Annotated in this window: 23 protein-coding genes and 1 pseudogene; 11 read left to right on the plus strand and 13 right to left on the minus strand. The window is 45.9% G+C overall.

From position 1 onward, the window contains the following. A pseudogene (locus QUA42_RS10220) lies at window positions 1-219 on the plus strand (IS630 family transposase); the annotation flags it as partial. On the opposite strand, the gene QUA42_RS10225 reads toward QUA42_RS10220, so the two are convergent. The 4 genes from QUA42_RS10225 to QUA42_RS10240 form a co-directional block, all read right to left on the minus strand. Further along, window positions 216-887, minus strand: coding sequence for a 2-oxoglutarate and iron-dependent oxygenase domain-containing protein (locus QUA42_RS10225; protein WP_333137194.1), 672 nt, complete (start codon window positions 885-887; stop codon window positions 216-218). The pseudogene QUA42_RS10220 and the gene QUA42_RS10225 sit on opposite strands and share 4 nt — an antisense overlap. A gap of 36 nt (window positions 888-923) precedes the next feature. Then, window positions 924-1,316, minus strand: a complete 393-nt coding sequence (locus tag QUA42_RS10230; RefSeq protein ID WP_333137195.1) for a carboxymuconolactone decarboxylase family protein — start codon at window positions 1,314-1,316, stop codon at window positions 924-926. 87 nt (window positions 1,317-1,403) lie between these two features. Then, complete coding sequence (locus tag QUA42_RS10235) at window positions 1,404-1,727, minus strand: hypothetical protein (protein WP_333137284.1); 324 nt, start codon at window positions 1,725-1,727, stop codon at window positions 1,404-1,406. After that, window positions 1,631-2,005: a carbonic anhydrase gene (locus QUA42_RS10240; RefSeq protein ID WP_333137196.1), complete on the minus strand. Its 375-nt coding sequence runs from the start codon at window positions 2,003-2,005 to the stop codon at window positions 1,631-1,633. The genes QUA42_RS10235 and QUA42_RS10240 overlap by 97 nt, the downstream gene beginning before the upstream one ends. A gap of 138 nt (window positions 2,006-2,143) precedes the next feature. Here QUA42_RS10240 and QUA42_RS10245 point away from each other — a divergent pair, with 138 nt between their 5' ends. From QUA42_RS10245 to QUA42_RS10260, 4 genes are all read left to right on the plus strand, one after another. Continuing rightward, the gene (locus QUA42_RS10245; protein ID WP_333137197.1) at window positions 2,144-2,269 is read left to right on the plus strand and encodes a hypothetical protein; all 126 of its coding nucleotides are present in this window, start codon (window positions 2,144-2,146) and stop codon (window positions 2,267-2,269) included. 498 nt (window positions 2,270-2,767) lie between these two features. Further along, the gene (locus tag QUA42_RS10250) at window positions 2,768-3,745 is read left to right on the plus strand and encodes a sulfurtransferase (protein ID WP_333137198.1); all 978 of its coding nucleotides are present in this window, start codon (window positions 2,768-2,770) and stop codon (window positions 3,743-3,745) included. Between the two features lie 187 nt (window positions 3,746-3,932). Continuing rightward, window positions 3,933-5,141 carry a YeeE/YedE family protein gene (locus QUA42_RS10255; protein WP_333137199.1) on the plus strand — a complete coding sequence of 403 codons (1,209 nt, stop codon included), beginning with the start codon at window positions 3,933-3,935 and terminating at the stop codon, window positions 5,139-5,141. A gap of 50 nt (window positions 5,142-5,191) precedes the next feature. Next, complete coding sequence (locus QUA42_RS10260; protein ID WP_333137282.1) at window positions 5,192-5,665, plus strand: acyl-CoA dehydrogenase family protein; 474 nt, start codon at window positions 5,192-5,194, stop codon at window positions 5,663-5,665. A 103-nt stretch (window positions 5,666-5,768) separates the two neighbouring features. Here QUA42_RS10260 and ssuC read toward each other — a convergent pair whose 3' ends face one another. From ssuC to QUA42_RS10305, 9 genes are all read right to left on the minus strand, one after another. Next, complete coding sequence (ssuC, locus tag QUA42_RS10265) at window positions 5,769-6,554, minus strand: aliphatic sulfonate ABC transporter permease SsuC (protein WP_333137200.1); 786 nt, start codon at window positions 6,552-6,554, stop codon at window positions 5,769-5,771. Next, entirely contained in the window at window positions 6,551-7,732 is a 1,182-nt protein-coding gene (gene ssuD, locus QUA42_RS10270) for an FMNH2-dependent alkanesulfonate monooxygenase (RefSeq protein WP_333137201.1), read from the minus strand. Before ssuD ends, ssuC begins: the two co-directional genes overlap by 4 nt. Window positions 7,733-7,754: 22 nt before the next feature. Continuing rightward, window positions 7,755-8,837: a sulfonate ABC transporter substrate-binding protein gene (locus QUA42_RS10275; protein WP_333137202.1), complete on the minus strand. Its 1,083-nt coding sequence runs from the start codon at window positions 8,835-8,837 to the stop codon at window positions 7,755-7,757. A 340-nt stretch (window positions 8,838-9,177) separates the two neighbouring features. Next, window positions 9,178-10,386, minus strand: coding sequence for an acyl-CoA dehydrogenase family protein (locus QUA42_RS10280; RefSeq protein ID WP_333137203.1), 1,209 nt, complete (start codon window positions 10,384-10,386; stop codon window positions 9,178-9,180). 63 nt (window positions 10,387-10,449) lie between these two features. After that, window positions 10,450-11,271, minus strand: a complete 822-nt coding sequence (locus QUA42_RS10285) for a class I SAM-dependent methyltransferase (protein WP_333137204.1) — start codon at window positions 11,269-11,271, stop codon at window positions 10,450-10,452. 275 nt (window positions 11,272-11,546) lie between these two features. Then, window positions 11,547-12,299 carry an ABC transporter ATP-binding protein gene (locus QUA42_RS10290; RefSeq protein ID WP_333137205.1) on the minus strand — a complete coding sequence of 251 codons (753 nt, stop codon included), beginning with the start codon at window positions 12,297-12,299 and terminating at the stop codon, window positions 11,547-11,549. Between the two features lie 52 nt (window positions 12,300-12,351). After that, on the minus strand, window positions 12,352-13,179 hold the full coding sequence (locus QUA42_RS10295; protein ID WP_333137206.1) for an ABC transporter permease: 828 nt from the start codon (window positions 13,177-13,179) through the stop codon (window positions 12,352-12,354). A 164-nt stretch (window positions 13,180-13,343) separates the two neighbouring features. Further along, entirely contained in the window at window positions 13,344-14,393 is a 1,050-nt protein-coding gene (locus tag QUA42_RS10300; protein ID WP_333137207.1) for an aliphatic sulfonate ABC transporter substrate-binding protein, read from the minus strand. Window positions 14,394-15,122: 729 nt separating this feature from the next. Then, entirely contained in the window at window positions 15,123-16,700 is a 1,578-nt protein-coding gene (locus QUA42_RS10305) for an adenylate/guanylate cyclase domain-containing protein (RefSeq protein WP_333137208.1), read from the minus strand. Between the two features lie 88 nt (window positions 16,701-16,788). Here QUA42_RS10305 and QUA42_RS10310 point away from each other — a divergent pair, with 88 nt between their 5' ends. The 6 genes from QUA42_RS10310 to psbV all read left to right on the plus strand — a co-directional run bounded on the left by QUA42_RS10310 (window position 16,789) and on the right by psbV (window position 20,870). Then, window positions 16,789-17,049: a hypothetical protein gene (locus QUA42_RS10310; protein WP_333035570.1), complete on the plus strand. Its 261-nt coding sequence runs from the start codon at window positions 16,789-16,791 to the stop codon at window positions 17,047-17,049. Window positions 17,050-17,470: 421 nt separating this feature from the next. Then, a complete protein-coding gene (locus QUA42_RS10315; RefSeq protein ID WP_333137209.1) occupies window positions 17,471-18,301 on the plus strand; it encodes a prepilin peptidase in 831 nt (276 codons plus the stop codon). A gap of 61 nt (window positions 18,302-18,362) precedes the next feature. Further along, window positions 18,363-18,584: a hypothetical protein gene (locus tag QUA42_RS10320; protein WP_333035572.1), complete on the plus strand. Its 222-nt coding sequence runs from the start codon at window positions 18,363-18,365 to the stop codon at window positions 18,582-18,584. Between the two features lie 129 nt (window positions 18,585-18,713). Further along, window positions 18,714-19,664, plus strand: coding sequence for an acetyl-CoA carboxylase, carboxyltransferase subunit beta (gene accD, locus QUA42_RS10325; protein WP_333137210.1), 951 nt, complete (start codon window positions 18,714-18,716; stop codon window positions 19,662-19,664). Between the two features lie 380 nt (window positions 19,665-20,044). Then, complete coding sequence (locus QUA42_RS10330; protein ID WP_333035575.1) at window positions 20,045-20,236, plus strand: translation initiation factor IF-2; 192 nt, start codon at window positions 20,045-20,047, stop codon at window positions 20,234-20,236. Window positions 20,237-20,381: 145 nt separating this feature from the next. Next, a complete protein-coding gene (psbV, locus tag QUA42_RS10335; protein WP_333035576.1) occupies window positions 20,382-20,870 on the plus strand; it encodes a photosystem II cytochrome c-550 in 489 nt (162 codons plus the stop codon). The last annotated feature ends 89 nt before the right edge of the window (window positions 20,871-20,959 follow it).

The raw sequence follows: 20,959 nt of genomic DNA on the forward strand, positions 1-20,959 counted from the left end.
GATGAGTGGTCAATTACTTGTATTTTATTTGCTCCAAATGCTCCCCAACAAAATCCCGTTGAAGATATTTGGTTACAGGCTAAAAACTTTTTAAGAAAGTATTGGTATTTATGTAGGTCTTTTAAGATTGTGAAATTTTTGTTTGAATTTTTTACTAACGAACATAAATTTGATTTCCCCAAAATACATAAATATAATTGCACGGAAAAAATTAATTAGGATTCCTCTGGGTCTAGAAAATCATTTAGGATTGCTATAGTAAGCAAACCGTAATCGGTATGCTCTCCCACTCCCCAGGATTGCCCTTGCGGATTGCTTTGTGGTGGATAGTTGAAGATGCGAAATAAAATCAGGGGATCTGTCGTATAGCGATCGCGGAAGTAAGATGCTTCTAAGTTCAAACTCAGGGCAATTCCAGCCATTACTGCGTGACCCAGTTGAGTCATCACCGCCAGATATTCTAGTATTATTTCGCGAAAAAGAGGAATATCTGGAAACAGGTTTGCTCCGTGCATGGGAACACCGGCTTGAACAGCCGGATGGGTTTGATTCAATTGAGATCCGAAATAAATTCCTTCTTTCAAATCTGGTTTAGCATTCGTCAGTTCACCTCCCACCGGAAAGTAGCCGCGCCATGCCCGACCTCCCAGCGCCATCCGAATTTGCATTTTAGTTTCTAAATCTTGAGCAAAAAACTGACGGCTCAGTTGCTCCAAACGGTTTTGCAAGCCTTGGTCTACACCATGCTCGACAATGTAAAAAAAACCTGTGCCGCAGCAAGCTTGTCGGATTTGGTTAGCAACAGTATCTAGGCGATTATCCGATACCAGCGAACTAATATCGATAACGGGAATCTGAGAAACATCTACTGTTAATTCAGTTGCCATAGAGAAGGTTTATAAGTCGTTAAGATTGAACGCCTTTTATAATTTGAATTGTTCATCCACCGGAATTTGATAGCCATTTGCCAGTCGATTGGTAGCGTTTGCGGTTGCCACGATCGCCATCAGTTCCCCAAATATGGCATCATCCATTCCCTTGGCTCGCGCTCCGGCTGTATGAGATGAAATACAGTATAGGCAATTATTTGTAACGCTGACAGCAATGTAGATTAACTCGCGGGTCAGGGGATCGAGTTCTCCCGGACCCGTCATCACCTCCTTCACATTCTGCCAGGTACGTTGCAGGGTAGGCGGATGGTTGGCGATCGCTTTCCAAAAGTTGTTGATATACTCCGTTTTGCGTGTCGCACGAATATCGTCATACACTGCGCGTACTTCATCATTTGCGTCTTCGTATTCAATCAAATGGGTCATAGCTGCAATAATAATGGTGAGAGGGTGAGAAGCACTAATTCATAGTTGAGAAAACCGCAAAGCATTCTGCATTTTTGCGTTCCTCCCTTACGATGACGCGATCGCTGGAACTCTTGCCCGACCGACTTCAGTTGCGCTGGGGACTTCAATCAATTGCCCTGTTTTCACATCGTAGATAAAGCCATAAATCGGAATGGTTGGTGGTACAAGGGGATGGTTGCGAATTCGTTTGACATCCACAAACACGCTTTCTGCCAAATCTTTGAAGGTTAACCAATCGACAAATTCACCTTCTGTCGAACCTGAACCCTGCCCTACATCTCGCCAACCATTTTCGTCATTACAGCGGTTTCCAGGCTGTTTGTCAATAGTTCTCGGATGATGCTGTCGGTAAAGAGTTGCATTCCACAATCCGTATGGTGAATAACCAACCATTCACGAGTTCCCAATAGCTTGTAAGAGATTACGAGCGATCGAATTGCGTCATCGCTTGCCCGTCCTCCAGCATTACGAATGACATGGGCATCCCCTTCTGCCAGCCCAGCATATTTTGCTGGATCGAGGCGAGCGTCCATGCAGGTCAGAATGGCAAAGCGACGACCCGGAGGTAGGGGCAAATTGCCTTTGTCATCAAAGTTTGCAGCATATTCTCGGTTAGCAGACAGCACTTCTTGCAGAACTTGACTCATGCTTGAATTTTCCCAAATTGTTGAATTATGATTGCAAGCAATATTAAAATACTGTATCTCGGTAAGTAAACCGTATTTTACCACTATTACCGTTATTAGAATGTTCCTATAGATATCTTTTGCATCTTGAGGGCAGTGATGGCAGCCCACGACCCTATTCTGCAAGCGATCGGCAAAACACCGTCGATTTGGGGTGTCGGTCAGTTAATGACTGTGACAACTTCAAATACCGAAAATACTGACAAGCCGAACTCTTCTATTTGATGTTGATATGGTTCCGACAATATTGATGATTTCTGATACTCCAACAACGAGCGCGCGACCGTCGGTGCTGGCTTTAGTGGTTCTCTAGTAGCGACTCACCGGTTAAAACAGCTAACCGCCCCCTGCTAATCAAGCTGATTGAGCGCGATCGCCATATTGGCAAGGGAGTTGCCTATAGCACCACCAACAGTCGAGTTGGTCTTTTTAACCATTGATCTTGAGTGTGCCTTGCTGTAAGATAAAACTCAGCTATACTACGGTAAACCAATCGATTTATAGTATAAACTGCCTAAGTCCTAATTAAACGAGACATTTAGCAAGGAATTAAGGAGGCCAATCATGAGCAAGTGGTTTGCCATTGCCAGACGTAGGTTACTGCTATTTTTGATTTCTGGGGTGTTTCTAACGAACTACCCCCTGCCTCCTGCCTTCTTTTGACGTTAATGAATGTTGGGTTATTGACTTGTTGATGCCATCTGATTAAGGAGATTTATAGTTATGAAGTTGAGATTTTTTCGGGGAATCTGGAAAAGCTCCCTCAAGCCCTCTGTTTTGGTAATAGCAGCGATCGCAACCTTGCTGGGAGTTTCACTTTTCTCGATTTCACCGCTGACTGCAACCCCCAGTGCCAAAATTCAATTTGTTTCTCCCAAGTGGGTAACAGCCAACGTAAAAGATCCAAATTTGCGAATTTTGGATGTGCGAAATGCGCCTCTGGAGTATATTGGAGGCCATGTTCCAAACGCAGTACACATTGCAGATACTGCATTTCGTGGCCCCGACGGATTTTTGCCCGTGCAGTATTGGGATACCCAGAAATTAGCTTCGCTCTTTTCTCGATCTGGTGTTAGCAGTAACAGTCGCGTTCTCGTTTATTCCGATGCACGAGATATTTTGGGAGCGACAATGGTTGCCTATTTACTAGAGCGATCTGGAGTAAAAGATATTGCCGTTTTAGATGGGGGATATACAGGATACAAAGCCTCTGGGCAACCTGTTGTTAAGGAATATCCCAAATACAAGTTTACACAGTTTGCGGTTCAAGATAATCCCTCAATTCGCGTTAACCTTCAACAGGTTGGAGAATTAATTGGTAAACCAGGTGTTGTTTTTATCGATCCTAGACCAGGTGATTTATTCCGAGGTGAGAAAGATATCTGGGTACGCAATGGGCACATTCCTGGTGCGAAAAATATTCCATGGCCTGCGTTTACGGAAGCCGAGAACTCTCAGGATTATCTCAAAAACCCTCATCAGTTGAAGTCACTGGATGCGATTCGCAAAATCCTGGCGGACAAGAAGATTAAGCCTTCAGATGATGTGATTGTGTCATGCAGCACAGGGCGTGAAGCAACATTACAGTATGTCGTGCTAAAACATCTTTTGGGATATCCTAAAGTTCGGATCTACGACGGTTCTTGGACTGAGTACAGTACGTCTAATTTGCCAGTTGAAACTGGACCGGAAAAAGTTTAGTTATTTGGTGCTAAGCTGTTCAACATTTAAAGGTCTAATGTATGAAAGTTTTGATTTCATCACTTGTTGTTTTTGCTACTGTGGCAGTAATATTTGGGTTTGATTTTGTACAGCTAAGTCAACCCGCTTTAGGCAGTTGCGATCCGCCACCGGAACAAACGAAGAACCCACCTAAGAAGTAGTAAAAATGAGTTCATCAGTTTCTGGTGAGCCGTTATGGGCTCCTTTTCGTTCCCATCGCTTGATAATTGCGATCGCCTTAGCATTTTTTACTGTTGGGACAATTACACTGAATCGTTATGGTTGGCAGCAAAGCCTATTGTTCTTGATTGGTGGGTTGCTGGGGCTAACACTTTACCATTCTAGCTTTGGCTTTGCCAGTGCTTATCGCAAGTTACTTGTGCATAGAGACGCGCGGGGAGCGATCGCACAAATTATCATGCTGGCGATCGCTACTGTTCTGTTTGCGCCGACTCTGGCAGCCGGAACAGTATTTGGGCAGCCGGTGCGGGGTGCTGTTGCGCCTGTAGGCGTTCAAGGGGCGATCGGTGCCTTCCTGTTTGGGATTGGGATGCAGCTTGGGGGAGCCTGCGGCTGTGGCACTTTGTATACCGTTGGTTCCGGTAGTCTCACTCTGCTGGTGACGCTGGTGACATTTTGCATTGGAGCATTTGCAGCCAGCTTAACCCGACAGCTTTGGGTGAATTTGCCTGCTTTGCCGGCGATTTCTTTGGCAGATAATCTTGGCTGGTTTTGGGCAGTGGTTTTGCAACTGACAATTTTCGCTGCTTTGTTTGTTGCCCTCCAGCGCATTTTCCCTTCTGCAAAAGCTCTTTCTTCTCCTGCCCTAACTTCTTCCCCTCCGCTTTTCCCCTCCTCGCTAACTCAGCTAATTTACGGCCCTTGGTCGCTACTCACAGGTGCGATCGCGCTGTCACTGCTCAACTGGCTGACGCTGATCCTGTCTGGGCAACCCTGGCGGATTACCTGGGGCTTTGCGCTGTGGGCGGCTGAGATTGCATCGTTTTTGGGGTGGGACTCCACCAACAGCCCATTTTGGAAGACTGCCAACGCTCAGGCTGCCCTCACAAATGGCGTGTTTGCAGATGTAAGTTCGGTGATGAATGGTGGAATCGTTATAGGAGCACTGCTAGCGGCAGGGTTAGCAGGGCGATGGGCTCCAACTTTTGGGCCTTCCAAACAGATTATGGGGGCGGCGATATTAGGTGGCTTACTGATGGGCTACAGTGCATTTCTTGCCTATGGTTGCAATGTGAGTGGTTTCTTTGGGGCGATCGCGTCTACCAGTTTGCACGGCTGGCTGTGGATTGTGGCTGCACTCTTGGGAACTGCGATCGGGGTGCGGTTACGACCTTTGTTTGGGCTACCCAATTAGCGTCAAGGAACTTATAGCAACCTTCTTGGCAGCAAATAAATCTTGCCCATATTTATCTGGGTATTGCCGAAGGAGCATTTGCTGCTGCCAAAGACTATACTTGCACTCAAGGACGACCCTGGTTGACTTCCAATGCTCCTAATGTGACGCTTGATCCCTACATTCTGAAACACTACGGAGAAATGTGGGTCGATCTGCAAGCGGTTAGCAGTTTGACGGACCGAGCCGCGGCCATTGTGCAAGCAGCTTGGGAAAAAGGCATAGATTTAACAACAGAAGAACGTGGAAAATGCGCGATCGCGATCGCCACGGCAAAAATTGCTGCCACAAAAATAGGTTTAGATGTGACTACTCGCATTTTTGAAGTGATGGGGGCGCGTGCTACCACCAGTAAATATGGTTTCGATCGCTACTGGCGTAATCTGAGAACGTTTACGCTACATGATTCTGTTGACTACAAAATTCACGATCTGGGTAACTGGGTACTCAACGATCAGCTTCCCAATCCCAGCTTTTATACGTAAAAAACACTAACTGAGCAGATCGTGAAGTACAGCATTTCTAGAGGAACTAAGAAAGAAAAAGGGGACACTCTCATTTTTCTTTCTTATTCGTGGTTTTTTCTAGCTAAGCTGGCTGATAATTGGGATGCCAAGCAAGCCATTTCTCTTCTAACTTCCTGGCGATCGCATCTGCAAACTTACCCAACAAAGCATACATAATAATGCTCAACACCACAACATCAGTTTGCAAGAACTCGCGAGCATTCATTGCCATGTAACCAATACCAGAATCCGCAGCAATTGTTTCTGCGACAATCAGCGTCAGCCACATAATCCCCAAAGAATATCGCACGCCTACCAAAATTGAAGGCAAAGCCCCAGGCAGAATAACTTGCCACAAAAGAGATGTAGGACTCAAACCATAGACTTTTCCCATTTCAATCAATCCGGCATCGACGCTGCGGATGCCATGAAATGTATTGATATACATTGGGAAAAACACACCCAAAGCAACCAAAAATAACCGAGCTACATCGCCAATTCCAAACCATAAAATTACTAGGGGAATTAAGGCGAGGTGAGGAACATTACGAACCATTTGTACAGAAGTATCTAGCAGCTTTTCAGCGAGTGGAGAAAGACCGCTGAGGAAACCAAGAGTTAAACCAATTCCTCCGCCGATGATGAAACCAACGACGGCACGCCAAGCACTAATTCCGATATGGTGAAACAGTTCCCCGGTAATTGCCAATCTAACTCCTGCACTTAAAACCCCTGTTGGTGCGGGTAAAACTCTTGTCGAAAGCCAACCCACCTGCACTAAAAGTTGCCAGCTAACAATTAGCGCAATCGGTACAATCCAGGGAATTACCTGCTGAAAATAGGGGTTTTTAAGCCATTTTTTGTTCATGATGCGCTCGTAGGAATAACTTGTTTTTGTTGGAGAAACTTATCGTTGGCAACAATTTCGCCAAAAGGACTAAACATTTGCGGTTGATTTGCAGGTGGTTGGTTCTTCAACGGCAAGCGGGGGAATAGCAATTCAGCGACTCGATACGCTTCTTCTAAGTGGGGATAACCGGAAAAAATGAAAGTTTCAATCCCCAATTCGGAATATTCCAATATTCGCGCAACAACGGTATCGGGATCTCCCACTAAGGCAGTACCGGCACCGCCTCTTACTAACCCAATTCCAGCCCACAAATTGGGGCTAATTTCTAGAGCTTCGCGGTTGCCTGCGTGCAGTTCGGTCATCCGTTTTTGCCCTTCAGAGTCCATTCTGGCATAAGCTTTTTGGGCGGCTGCGATCGCATCTTCATCGACATATTTAATCAACCGATTTGCGTCCTCCCAAGCTTCGCTTTCAGTTTCGCGCACAATGACATGAAGGCGAATCCCAAACCGCACAGTTCTACCCTGTTCTGCTGCTAATTTTTTGACAGCTTCAATTTTTTTTGCCACTTGTTGCGGCGGTTCTCCCCAAGTAAGATAAACATCAATATGCTTAGCCGCAATTTGTTGTGCTATGGGCGATGAACCGCCAAACCACAAGGGAGGATGGGGAGTTTGTACAGGTGGGAAGAGAACTTTACCGCCCTTAATTTGGAGATATTCACCGCTAAAATCGACTTCTTTATCTCGCACATTATTGGAGTTACTACCTTCAAGCAGCGCTCTCCAAACTGTCAAGAATTCATCCGTTAATTCATAACGAGCATCGTGACTGAGATGCACTCCATCTCCTGCTAATTCTACCGGATCGCCGCCTGTCACCACATTAATCAATAAGCGTCCGTTCGATAACCGGTCAAACGTTGCTGCCATCCGTGCTGCTACCCCAGGAGACATTAATCCCGGACGAATCGCAACTAAAAAACGCATTTTTTCCGTTACAGACATTAGAGATGAAGCTACTACCCATGCGTCTTCGCATGAGCGTCCAGTCGGCAGCAGAGCACCCATAAATCCTAAATGGTCAACGGCTTGGGCGATTTGCTTTAAGTAGGAGAAACTGCAAGCTCTCCCTCCAATTCCTGAAGCTAAATAGTGTCCGTCTCCGTGAGTTGGTATAAACCAAAATAATTCCATTTTCCTTTGTCTCCATCACTACTTATTGTTTAGTTACCTGAGCCACTTCGCTAATTTTTACCTGTTTGGGAAGCAGCTTCAAATTCAAGAAAGTATCAGCAACTTTTTGCTGATAAGTAACGACTTCATCCGTAATGGGCTGCACACCGTAAGGCCGTCTCCGTGAGATTTCCTCTAAAGTTGGAACATCAATACCAAGCTCAGGAGACAGCAGTTTTGCCACTTCAGTTGGTTGAGCTGCCGCCCATTCATCTACTTTTTGAAGTTCTTCTAAAATTGCCTTAATCCGCTCAGGATATTGCTCGTTAAAAGGTTGGGCAGCTAGATAGAATTCTCGATTAGCTACCAGCCCTTCTCCATCCTTAAGAACGCGAGATTCTGTAGCTCGTTTCGCTACTGTAAAAAACGGGTCCCAAATTGCCCAAGCATCAGCACTACCTTGTTCAAAAACTGCCCGCGCATCTGCTGGGGGCAGATAAATAGGCTGAATGTCGCTATATTTCAATCCGGCTGCTTTTAATGCTTCTACCACGAGGTATTGCACATTTGAACCTTTGTTAAATACAACTTTTTTGCCTTTCAACCCAGCCACATCTTGAATAGGAGAATCTTTCGGTACTAAGATAGCTTCACCTTTAGGATTAGGAGGCTCATTAGCAACATATACCAATGGTACGCCAGCAGCTTGTGCGAAAATAGGTGGCGCTTCTCCTGTATGGCCAAAGTCAATACTGCCTGCATTCAAAGCTTCCAGTAATTGAGGGCCAGCGGGAAATTGAAGCCACTGTACAGAAGTGCTTTGGGAAGCCAAACGTTTCTCTAAACTTCCCCGTGATTTAAGGATACTTAGGGTTCCATATTTTTGATAGCCGATCCTAATTACATTGCTCTGTTGTGATTTAGAACTAGCCACCGATGTGGCAGCAGAAGTCGGGGCAGTAGTTGTATCTGTTTGCTGAGTAGGAGTACAGGCATAAACGGTTAAACTCAAACTGAAGCCAACTGCAAAAAGGAAAGCAAAGGTCTTGATTGAACTAGGTTTGAGTTTGCTCCCAAAATGCCTCAATTTAGCTAAAAATGGGTTTTCTCTTAATCTGGTGAACACTGTTCCTTCCTAAGCTTCAAGTATTGAAAACAAAAAAACGCAATAACCATGTAAAAGCTGAACTAATCATTATGGATGAGCAAGCTACAATAAATCGACCGATAAACCGTAGTTTATGCTAATAAGCTCCTATTATTCCACAAAGGACTTCAAAAATGCAAGCAGATTGTGTAAATTGTTGCTTGTCTGACTTATCTAGTTACTTGAATGATTAATATTCCGTGGTAATGTATCAGTTGCACGCGCAGAAGAAAAAGTAGCATCTAGCCCTGCTGCTATTTGCATAAAAAGCTGAGATACCGCCGAGTGAAGATAAAACATCCTTCAAAAAGGATGTTTTTTACGTATAAAAGCTGGGATTGGGAAGCTGATCGTTGAGTACCCAGTTACCCAGATCGTGAATTTTATAGTCAACAGAATCATGTAGCGTAAACGTTCTCAGATTACGCCAGTAGCGATCGAAACCATATTTACTGGTGGTAGCACGCGCCCCCATCACTTCAAAAATGCGAGTAGTCACATCTAAACCTATTTTTGTGGCAGCAATTTTTGCCGTTGCGATCGCGATCGCGCATTTTCCACGTTCTTCTGTTGTTAAATCTATGCCTTTTTCCCAAGCTGCTTGCACAATGGCCGCGGCTCGATCCGTCAAACTGCTAACCGCTTGCAGATCGACCCACATTTCTCCGTAGTGTTTCAGAATGTAGGGATCAAGCGTCACATTAGGAGCATTGGAAGTCAACCAAGGTCGTCCTTGAGTGCAAGTATAGTCTTTGGCAGCAGCAAATGCTCCTTCGGCAATACCCAGATAAATATGGGCAAGATTTATTTGCGTCAAGCAAGCTCGTAAAGTACGGAAAGGAATATCAGCACGGGTGCGATCGCCAAACACTTCCGAGTCATAAACGCGCACTTGGTCAAAGCTAATACTACCGCTATCGGTTTGACGTTGCCCGATGTTATCCCAATCGTCATGAATTTGTATTCCCTCTCTTTGAGTGGGAATTACAATAATTGTGAGTTCGGAGGTATCTTGACGAACCGCAGTGATGGGTAAGATATCAGAATCTTTAGAACCTGAGCAAAAGCTTTTTGTACCGTTCAGTAAAAAGCCTGTACCATCAGGAGTTAAAGTCGCACGGCGATCGAGGGGATTGAGAGCATTGCACCAGAACCAATTGTTTGTCACCGTATCTTTGTAGAACTGCGCCTTGCGTTCCTCTGTGCCAAAAAGATGCGGGATAACAACCCCTAAATGGTGATAGGAGTAAACATGGGCTAGAGAACTATCAGTTTTTGCCAACTCGCGGGAAATTTGGAGTGCAGCGAGCCATGTTTCGCCAATACCGCCATATTCTTTAGGAATAATCAAACTGAGCAAACCGCTAGAGCGAATGCGATCGCGTTCATACTTTGGCGTACCGCCAACACGATCTCGTTCGATGGCAGTAGCAGCAAATTCTTGAGCAAGTGATTTCGCGATCGCTACATAATCTTGCTTGCTGTCTTGTTGTGTTGTGCTTTTCGAGTCTACAAGGGATGTTTTCATATTGATGATACAAAATTGAGGGAAGTAATGAGGTACAAATGATTGAGGATTCCTAGAGGTTCGTCAGTCCTTAAAACCCAAGTAAACAGAAATCGGTACATCTTCAACAAACTTACCTGAAGGTTCTGCACTGAGAATTGCTACTTTAATTTCCGCCTCAAATACGGAAGTATCGCCATTAAAGTAATCACGACGGCAGTAAGCGGTGGAGTAGAGATAACCAATAAAACTCTCAATCGTCCAGTGTTTTTGAAAGTCAATCTTATGGCGTTTAATCCGAACGAATCGCGATCGATCCAAAACTTCTAAATCAGACTTGTAGAGCAAAGGAACGCTGCTCGATCCCACACGCCGCTCTTCTCCTAGCCACCGTTTGATCGTAGCTAGCACATTTTGCGCCCAAACAGAGTCATTTGACCAAATATCTTTTTCAGTTTGAATAATCGCTATCCCCCTATTAGCGTTACTGGTGCGCTCGAGCAGATCGTAGCTACGCTGTAGCACCAGTTCTTGATCCATCCAATGAAAAGCACGACCAATGGTGACTAGGGAAAATGTACCAATTGCCGGGGAAATATTTTCTGCTAAATCCCTTACCCAAGTGATATTTGAAGCATGAGCCAGTTTAGCTTCTTGCTTGGCCACTTCGAGCATTTCTGGATCGGGATCGATACCCAAAACAGATTTAAATCGATCGTGTAAGGCGATCGCTACCAAGCCAATCCCACAGCCGAGATCGAGAAGCTTGCCTTGCCCATCTAATTGAAATTCCTGTGAGATTAAATCGTAAAGAGCATTTGGGTAGCGCGGTCGATATTGTAGGTAATAAGAAATGGCTCCTTGAAAGAGAGTGGGATCGTAGCTTGGGAGTATTTTAGTAGTCATGATTGAAGTCAATTTTTGCTGAGTTATGATTTAGGTTTTGAGATAAGCTGTTCGACGTTTAAAAAACGATTGTCGGGTGCGTCATATCAATTCCGGTTGTATCGGAATGATTAAACCACAGAGGGCACAGAGGACACAGAGAAAGAGAAGAGAGAGAGAATAATTCCGATGTCAACGGATTAGATATCAGCCCTTGGCTTTCGCTCATGCCGAGAGATCGGAGCGGCGTTTCCCTTGCCTATATTTAGATGTTGATTGCGATATCAGCCTGGGATTTAAACCTCTAAGGGAACCGTTTGCGTATTGGATAAATCCAAGGTACTCAATAACTTTTCTTTCCAATATTGCAAATCCCGATCGGTACGCCTGCGGGGACGGGGAAGATCGATATTTAGCTCGAGATGGATACGTCCAGGGTTGCCACGCATGACGATCGCGCGCTCGCTTAAAATCAGTGCTTCTTCAACATCATGGGTCACAAGAATAATGGTCTGGCGATCGGATTGCCAAATTTCTAACAGACGATCCTGTAATTGCATTCTAGTAAAGGAATCGAGAGCACTAAAGGGTTCATCTAGCAATAAAATAGAAGGATTAGTAACGAGGGCACGCGCGATCGCCACCCGTTGAGCCATTCCTCCTGATAATTGGCGCGGCAGCAAACGAGTAAAATCTTGTAATCCAACCTTAACTAGAGCATCACTTGCCCGTGCCTTGCGTTCATCCTTCGGTAAATGATGCAAACCAAACTGCACATTTTCCCAGACGGTTAACCAAGGCATCAGCCGAGGTTCTTGAAATATTACACCAATTTCCGGATGAGGTTTGTTAATGCGAATCTCGTCAATTTGGACATCTCCATAAGTTGGCATATCTAATCCGGCAACGATCCGTAAAAGTGTACTTTTGCCGCAACCACTCGTCCCAATTAAACTAACAATCTCGCTACGATCAACAGTTAAATTAATAGACTCTAATCCTACAAAACCATTTTTAAATCGCTTATGCAGTCCTTCGATGAGTAGCATATATGTTTCCTCCTTGGCGCTTTGAATGAATGCTTGAAATTAATGCTTTGAACTAATGGTTGGAAGCGTGAACATCCTGCCAATGGAGTAGCCAATGCGATGCAAGGCCAATAATTGAGTCAGTCACTTTTCCGAAAATCGCAAACAAGAGAATGCTGGCGAGGGTGATGGCGGGTCGTCCAGTCGCTTGCCCATCGATCAATAAGAAGCCTAAGCCCTGACTGGCTCCCATCAATTCAGCCGCTACGACAAACATCCAGCCCAAACCCAAGCCACTTCGCAAACCGACTATGTATGCCGGCAATGTCGCGGGTAATAACACGCGACTGATAAGCTGCCAATCATTAAGTCTATAGATTTTGCCAACCTCAACCAATTTGCGATCGACATTGTGAATGCCGCTCATCAGATTTAAGTAAACGGGGAAGAAGACTCCAACGGCGATCAAAGCAATTTTGGAAGGCTCATGAATTCCCATCCAGAGGATAAATAGTGGCACCCATGCCAGCGAAGGAATGTTACGAAGTGATTGCAAAAGCGGGTCCAGTAAATCGTGAATTAGGCAAGAATAGCCTGTTAATCCTCCTAGAAGAGTGGCAAAAACTGTACCAATTAGGAAGCCAACAAAGACTCGATAGAGTGTAATGCCGAGGTGCTGCCATAGTTCCCCTGCTGCACCGAGTTGCCAAACTGTTGTAAGAATAGTTGAGGGAGCAGGTAACAAGTTAGGAGCAACCAAGCCAAACCTAGACAGACTTTCCCACAATATTAAGAGAAAAACTGGCAAGAGCAAGCCTTTTGCTCTGCCCAGACGACTGAGAAATTGCCAAATATTACCTGTTTGTGCGCTTGGTATTGCGAGCGCAAGTCTTTGTTCCATAACTTAGTGTTTGCTGTTCTGCATAGATAGCTTTGGCTCGGAAGTAAAATTTAAAAGTGCAAAATTAAAAATGATGAATTTATTTTTCAATTTTCAATTTTTAAATTTTAATTTTCGGATAGGCGTTGGTGAGTTGGTGTATATCCACAGCAGATTTTTTTTACTTAGGATTTGGCAACCTTTGCCACATACTGCGGATCGATTAAATTGTTAACTACTGTAATGACATCAACGGAATCCTCGATCACGCCGCTTTTTTTCAAGACATCTCCAGCAGCACTAATAACGGCTTTTTGTTCGTCACCAATCGATGAGTTTGATAGATCAGTTCGCTCCTCTAATTGTTTAGTTGCTACCGCTTCTGTCAGCTTCGATGCTTTAATCACCACTTGCTTGAGTTCACTAGGATTTGCGATCGCCCATTTCCGTGCCTTCTCATAGGCGGTTAGCACTTGACTAACTTGTTCAGGATATTGTTTGGCAAATGCCTCGCGGACATTCAAAAAGCCTTGACTAATTAGTTTGGGCTCGCGGAAGAAGAGTTTCGAGGCTTTTTCTACTTCTGTCTGTGCCATAAATGGATCGAGACCAGCCCAGGCATCGACATCGCCTTTCTCAAGGGCAGCTTTACCGTCAGCGTGCGGCAAAGGCACAATTTCTACATCTTTGGTAGTCAAACCGACTTGATCCAAGGCACGCAACAAGAAAATAAACGGATCTGTTCCGCGCGTTGCTGCAACTTTCTTGCCTTTTAGATCGGCGACTTTTTGAATGGAAGAATTCGCCGTAGTTACTAATGCTGTCCATTCGGGCTTCGAGTAAACGTAAATAGACTTGATGGGATTGCCATTGGCTTTGGCAATCAGTGCGGAAGCACCAGAAGTCGAGCCAAAGTCAATGCTGCTGCCATTGAGAAACTCTAATGCCTTGTTACTACCTTGACTGAGTACCCATTCCACTTTGATATTGGTTTTGGCTAAGTCTTCCTCCAGCCAGCCTTTCTCTTTCAACACAAGACTGAGCGGATTGTAGTAGGCATAATCTAAACGTACTACCGTAGGAACTGGCGTAGCAGATGAGCCTGGCGATGCTGCTGTAGTGCCAGTTCCAGGAGAGGCAGAATTAGTACAGGCATTGACTAATACCGCTAGAAACAGCCCAGAAATAAAAAATAGCAGCAACCTACGTCTGGCAATGGCAAACCACTTGCTCATGATTGGTCTCCTCAATTCCTTGCTAAATGTCTCGTTTCATTAGGACTTACGCAGTTTATACTATAAATCGATTGGTTTACCGTAGTATATCTGAGTTTTATCTTACAGCAAGGCACACTCAAGATCAATGGTTAAAAAGACCAACTCGACTGTTGGTGGTGCTATAGCCAACTCCCTCGCCAATATGGCGATCGCGCTCAATCAGCTTGATTAGCAGGGGGCGGTTAGCTGTTTTTAACCGGGACTTACCCCGTGTGCGGGGTAAGTTCCGTCTGAAACCATTGCGAGGTGAGACTTGCCCGGAGCGTCCAAGTCTTTTACATGACTACAATTTCTTACAACCCTTATGTGGCGGAGTTTTTACTTAAATTCATCAGAGAACAATACTCTGGGCCTAAATATTAAGAAAATCTTAAATAAATGACTACGGTTTGTCGGCAGTCAAGTCGCTAAAACCGAGACGGGACAAAGAATACAGCCCCCAGAACTACCGCCGCATGGGGTAAGTTCCGTTTAACAGGTTAGTCGCTACTAGAGAACCACTAAAGCCAGCACAAAAGATCGCGATCGTTTGTGGAGTATTACACGCTATATACGCTAATTTTATCGATTTACCGTATTTAAATATTTTGGGGTACGCTCGCGCATCATTCATTATTAATGATGCGGTAATGGTTTGTCATGCTCTCAATTGACCAGTAGTATGCCATTATTACCCAGCAAAGTTATTTAAACGCCCCCTTTTCCCTTCTCCCCTTTTGCACCTTGCAAAGCAAAAATCGGAGTTTGAGCAGATTTCCCCTTCAGAGCAACAGATCCCAAAGCCTCACAAATGAAGTTGAGCTCGATCGAGTCATACACCCTTTCAGCAATCAAAATTTGGTTTTCCCCCGCCTTGCTCATCAACCGAGCAGCCGTATTCACCGTATCCCCGAGGATATTAAACTCCCTGCGCCCTCGGGGTTCCCCAACCTCAGCAGCAAACACCGGCCCCAGGGACAGCCCAATTTGACAGCTTACTTTTATTTCTTCACCCGCGATAATTACCAGAGGCAAACCTGCAATGATATCTCGGATCGCAATCGCGGCACTAGCCGCGCGGCTTGTGTCATCCGTGTGAGCGTCGGGCACGCCAAAATAAATCAGCATATCCGAACCATCTAAGTGCGCCGTTACTTTTTGCAACACGCCCCCTTTAGCTGAGACTACAGCATCGATCGACGCAAACACCCGAGAAAAACCCACTACCAGATTGACTTCTTCCTCCGGCGAAGCTTTCTCCACAGACTCCGGTAAACCTATCAAGTTGACAAACATCACCGTCGGTTCAGGAAAATCCGGCGGAATTTTCCGCCTGTCTGCATTTTCCACCAGCAGTCTCAGGATAGTGTTGGGAATATAACTAGCAAGGGGTTCAAGCCGATTCACAGCTTCCCCGATTTCTTTTACCAAGCCCGCAACGCTGCGATCGAGCAATACCGAACTCGGCATCCGCCGCCCAGTCAAAGTGATATCATACTCTCCGAGTCGATCGTCCGTTAAATCGTCCGCCACTAAAAAATAACCCTGTTTCCCAGGTTCAACACGAAATTGCTCTCCCAAAGACTCTCTAGCAGTTTCAGTCACACACACCCGCCCCACAGTTCCAGAACCCTCAGCTTGCTTGGCTTGCTGGACTGAATGCCCCAGCAGTACGTGGGCCATCCGCAGCGGGGTACCGATGTCAGCACTAATATACCGGCCGCAGTGGATGCCCACCCGCATCCTCAAAGAAAAAACACCCCGCGCCGTTTCAATATTGGCAAATTCAGCCATCGCCCGCTGCATCCGCAAACCCGCCCGCACCGCCCTCGCTGTATCCTCTTGGTAAACTCCTGATAGAAACTGCACAAGCATCGCATCTCCGGTAAACTCCAGCAAATCCCCGCCCGATTTGCTCACAATTTCAATCATTGAGGCAAAATAGTCGTTAATCACGCCCAGCAGGCTTTCAGCTCCCTTGCGCCCCTGGGTCGCGTTTGCTTCCAACAGCGAGGTAAACCCTGCCAAATCCGTGAATAGCAATGTACCTGTTTGCCACTGGTAGCGCACCTCGCCCGGGTTGGGCGGAGATTCGGACACTGGCCTGGGCACGTAGTCGTGGAGGATGTAGCGCAGAGTTCGCAGGTGATCGAAAACCCCCATTAGCGTTGCGGGGGACGGATCTACCCACGCAGCAGCGTACAGTTGAGCCGAAAGGAGCGATCGCAGTCGCAGTTCGATCGCAGCCAAGGGAGGATTGTAGGTTAATCTATTAATAATTTCCACCTAAGTTTATTCTTAAAAAATAGGGTAAGTTCGATCAATCGAGATGCTACACCAATAACTCGACCTATACCATTATGATAGGTTTCCAGTGACTCCATACCAGCCAAACCCAGAACCCACTATAGAAACTTCCGAAACTCACAGCTTGCTAGCTCCCGATTTGATCCGAGCTGCTCGATCGGCCTATGGTATGTATCTGAAAGTGCATTCCGAGCAGATGCAGCGTCCGGCGGGTGTAGTTGTCAGTCAAGGAAGCGATCGAGGCCAGGTAATTTTTGCTTCGCAGCCGATTTTATTGCCCGGTGAACGTTTTGTTACTTTTGACGAAATTGAATCTCAAATGTATTAATTGCTAATTGGTCATTGGTGATAATTGATAATTGAGCATTGGGAATTGGTAATTGGTAATTAGTAACTAATATTATGTCCGCTCGAACGCTCGCACTCAAATAGGTTTCTAGTGAAGAGCCATGTTTTCAGGATTTTATGAAAACTTGCATTTTTGACTATTAATACCTTTTATGATGGGTAATTGACCGTACAGGCTCTAACAACTGACAACTCAGGGCTGTTTCATTCTCAGGAAAACCCACGTTTTGACTCTTGTAGTGCGAAGAAGGCCGACCAGACCCATCCAGGATCTTTTAGGCATTTGGTGGGATTGGGGCAGCCACTCTTTGCTGCCCCAACAAGAGAATGAAACAGCGCTGCTGACAACTGACAACTGATACATAACCCCAGTCAACAGTCAACAGTCAACAGTCAACTTAATGGAAATAATCTTTAATTGCCTTGTTACGGCGATCGTCTTTATTGTCGGAGCTGCTATTGGCAGCTTTCTAAATGTGGTAGTCTATCGGTTGCCTGCGGGTTTGTCGGTGATCCACCCTCCTTCTCGCTGTCCCAAATGTTTAAATCAACTCAGAAATTACGAAAATATACCCGTTTTCGGTTGGCTATGGCTGCGGGGACGCTGCAATCACTGCCACAGTGGGATTTCTGCCCGTTATCCACTGGTGGAAGCAGCTACGGGTTTGCTATTTTTGGTAATCTTTTGGCGGTTTGGCGTAACAGTGCAAACTCTTGGTTTTTGGGCTTTGTTTAGCTGGCTGTTGGCTTTGTCTTTGATTGATTGCGATACAATGACTTTGCCTAATTCTTTAACTCGATCGGGTTTGGTGCTCGGATTGGTTTTCCAGGTGGCGAAAGGTTGGTGGCCGACATTTAGTTTGATCGACTCGATACACTATCTGGTACTCGATGGGATCGCGGGAGCAGTTGTCGGGTTGTGGCTGTTTGACGCGATCGGAGTTGTGGGGACGATCGGGCTGGGGCAGAATGCTATGGGCGCCGGAGATACAAAATTGGCCGCCTTGATGGGAGCTTGGCTGGGTTGGAAATACTTGCTGCTAGCGGGATTTATCGCCTGTGTCGCCGGGGCTTTTGTCGGTGGCGGGGCGATCGCTATCGGGTTACTCGATCGGCGTCAACCCATGCCTTTCGGCCCGTTTCTGGCTCTCGGTACAGCAATTACTGCTCTGTGGGGCGAAGCGATCTTATCTAGTTACTGGCAGTTGTTTTTCCCGAATTTTAGTTTCTGATGTGCCCGTAGTCAGGTGCGATCGAACATAACATTGTCTCAAAAATTGGTAAAATTGTTCCGTGTCTTGGATTACACTTACAACTACTAGCTTTCGTTGGGAAGCGGAATTAATGCAGCAGCTCCTAGCTGCTCATGAAATCCCGGCCCGGATTGTAGACTTGGGCATAGCATCTTATTTCGGGGCTGGAAGTGCTACAGCCCTGCAAGTTCTTCCAGAACACCAGCGAACAGCATCGCTCCTCATCAGTCCAGTTGAAGATGAGCCTGAATCTGGTGATTAGTCATTAGTCATTAGTCATTAGTCACTGAACAACTAACAATTGACAACTAGCAACTAACAACTAACAATTACTAATTACCAATTACCAATTCCCAATTACCAATTACCAATTACCAATTACCAAGTTTTAATGTCTCTATTTGATTGGTTTGCAAATCGACGAAAATCAGTACCGAACTCCCAAGAACGGCCGGAACGAGAAATTGCGGACGGACTTTGGAATAAATGCGAAGCTTGCGATGCCCTGAGTTATACCAAAGACCTGCGAGCAAATCAAATGGTTTGCTTGGAATGCGGGCATCATATCAGAGTTTACAGTGACGATCGCATCGAGCAGTTGATCGATCCCAATACCTGGGTGCCCCTTAACGAAGGACTGCACGCCACCGATCCCCTGAAATTTCGCGATCGAAAAAAATATAGCGATCGACTCCGAGAATTTCAAGAAAAAACAGGCCACCTAGACGCCGTAGAAACAGGCACCGGCAAACTAGAAAATTTGCCAGTCGCCCTCGGAGTCATGGAATTTCAGTTCATCGGCGGCAGCATGGGCTCAGTTGTCGGAGAAAAGCTGACTCGCCTCATCGAACACGCCACGCGGGAACGCTTGTCTGTGATCATTGTCTGCGCTTCCGGTGGTGCAAGAATGCAAGAAGGAATGCTCAGCTTGATGCAAATGGCTAAAATTTCCGGGGCTCTGGAACGCCACCGGGAAGCGAGACTGCTTTACATCCCGATTTTGACCCACCCGACCACGGGCGGCGTCACCGCCAGTTTTGCCATGCTGGGAGACATTATAATTGCAGAGCCAAAAGCTACTGTGGCCTTTACGGGCGGCCGGGTAATCGAGCAAACTCTGCGGGAAAAGCTGCCGGAAAATTATCAAACTTCCGAATACTCCTTCGCCCACGGTTTTGTAGACTTGATTGTACCCCGGACTCAATTAAAGAAAACTCTTGGTCAGCTCATCAGCCTCCACCAGCCCCAGCCTTTCTTGGCTGACTCGGAATTCCCCGCCCTCGAAGCCAGCGATAACCACGCTTTGCCCCCGCAGACTCACGCTTTCAAACTTTCTCCGTAAGCTGCGGCGCCGGAGGATTGTCTGTTGGTGAGTCCCGGGCACAGAGGGAAATTTCTGAGGAATTGCGAAAAACCCGGCTTATACCAAAAATATTGAGTTTGTTAACGAGACGTTCACGCAGACACCGGGTTTTTAACCCCGCCCGCGCAAGTCCTATTGGTAATAACGACGCAGCAGTGGGATGATATTGATCGGAAGTTGATTGGCCCTGAAGTTAGGCTGGGCAAAAATGCCTAGTCGCAGTTAGCGGTTAGTTAGCTTGCGATCGAACAAAATCTCAGAACAAACTAACAGAACAAGCTAACAGCGCTTTCTAAAATTGTCCGGCTTTCAGTTAATAGCCGTCAACTCAATTTTGACCTGTCAGCGACCTAAAAATTATGGGTTTTGCAGACCTGTCCATCGCAGAAATAGCAGAGGACTTCAACGTCCCTGTTGAAGATGTGATCCGCTTGTGCGATGAGTTGGAAATTGCCTACAAGCACCCTCAAACCCGTTTGGCTTTGGAGGATGTTAAGGCAATTATGTCCACTCTCGAAAAAAGGCGCGACTCAAAACTTCGTGCAGATTAGATCGCAAAATTCCTCTACCTTTAAAGGTATGGCTGCACCAACTTTCGCCAGTTGTTGCAGAAAGAGGGAATTTTGAACACAAATCTGTTTGCCAGCTATACTCTCTTAGCGTTCAATAATTTGCCGGATTTTTTTAAGGAGAACCATGCTTAAAAGATATTTCATTGCTCTGACCGCTGTATTCTTGAGCTTTCAGTTATTTGTCAGCAGTGCGATGGCTGTCGAACTGAGTCCTGAACTTCGCACTGTGACTTTGAATGACAAGGGTGCTCCAGTGGTGCTGAGCCTCAAACAAGTTCAGCAAGGCAAACGCCTATTCAATTCGGCTTGCGCTCAATGTCACGCTGCGGGGATGACCAAAACTGACCCGAACGTGAATTTGAGCCCGGAAACTCTGGCTTTGGCAAACCCGCCCCGGAATAATATTGAGTCGCTGGTGGACTTTATGAAAAATCCCACCACTTATGACGGGTTTGAGGAAATTTCGGAACTGCATCCGAGCATGAAGAGTGCAGATATTTTCGCTGAGATGAGAAATCTCTCGGATGACGATTTGTACGCGATTGCCGGTCACATTCTGTTGCAGCCGAAAATTGTCTCCAAGCAGTGGGCTGGTGGCAAAGGCGCTCGCTAATCGATTTTAGATTTTAGATTTTAGATTTTGGATTTTGGATTGGGAGAGGGCTGAAGTTCGGCAAGAATTGCTGGCTGGTCGTTTTTCGC

Origin of the sequence: Microcoleus sp. Pol11C2, from assembly GCF_036701505.1 — a bacterium.
In the GTDB taxonomy this organism is placed as follows: Bacteria; Cyanobacteriota; Cyanobacteriia; order Cyanobacteriales; family Microcoleaceae; genus Microcoleus.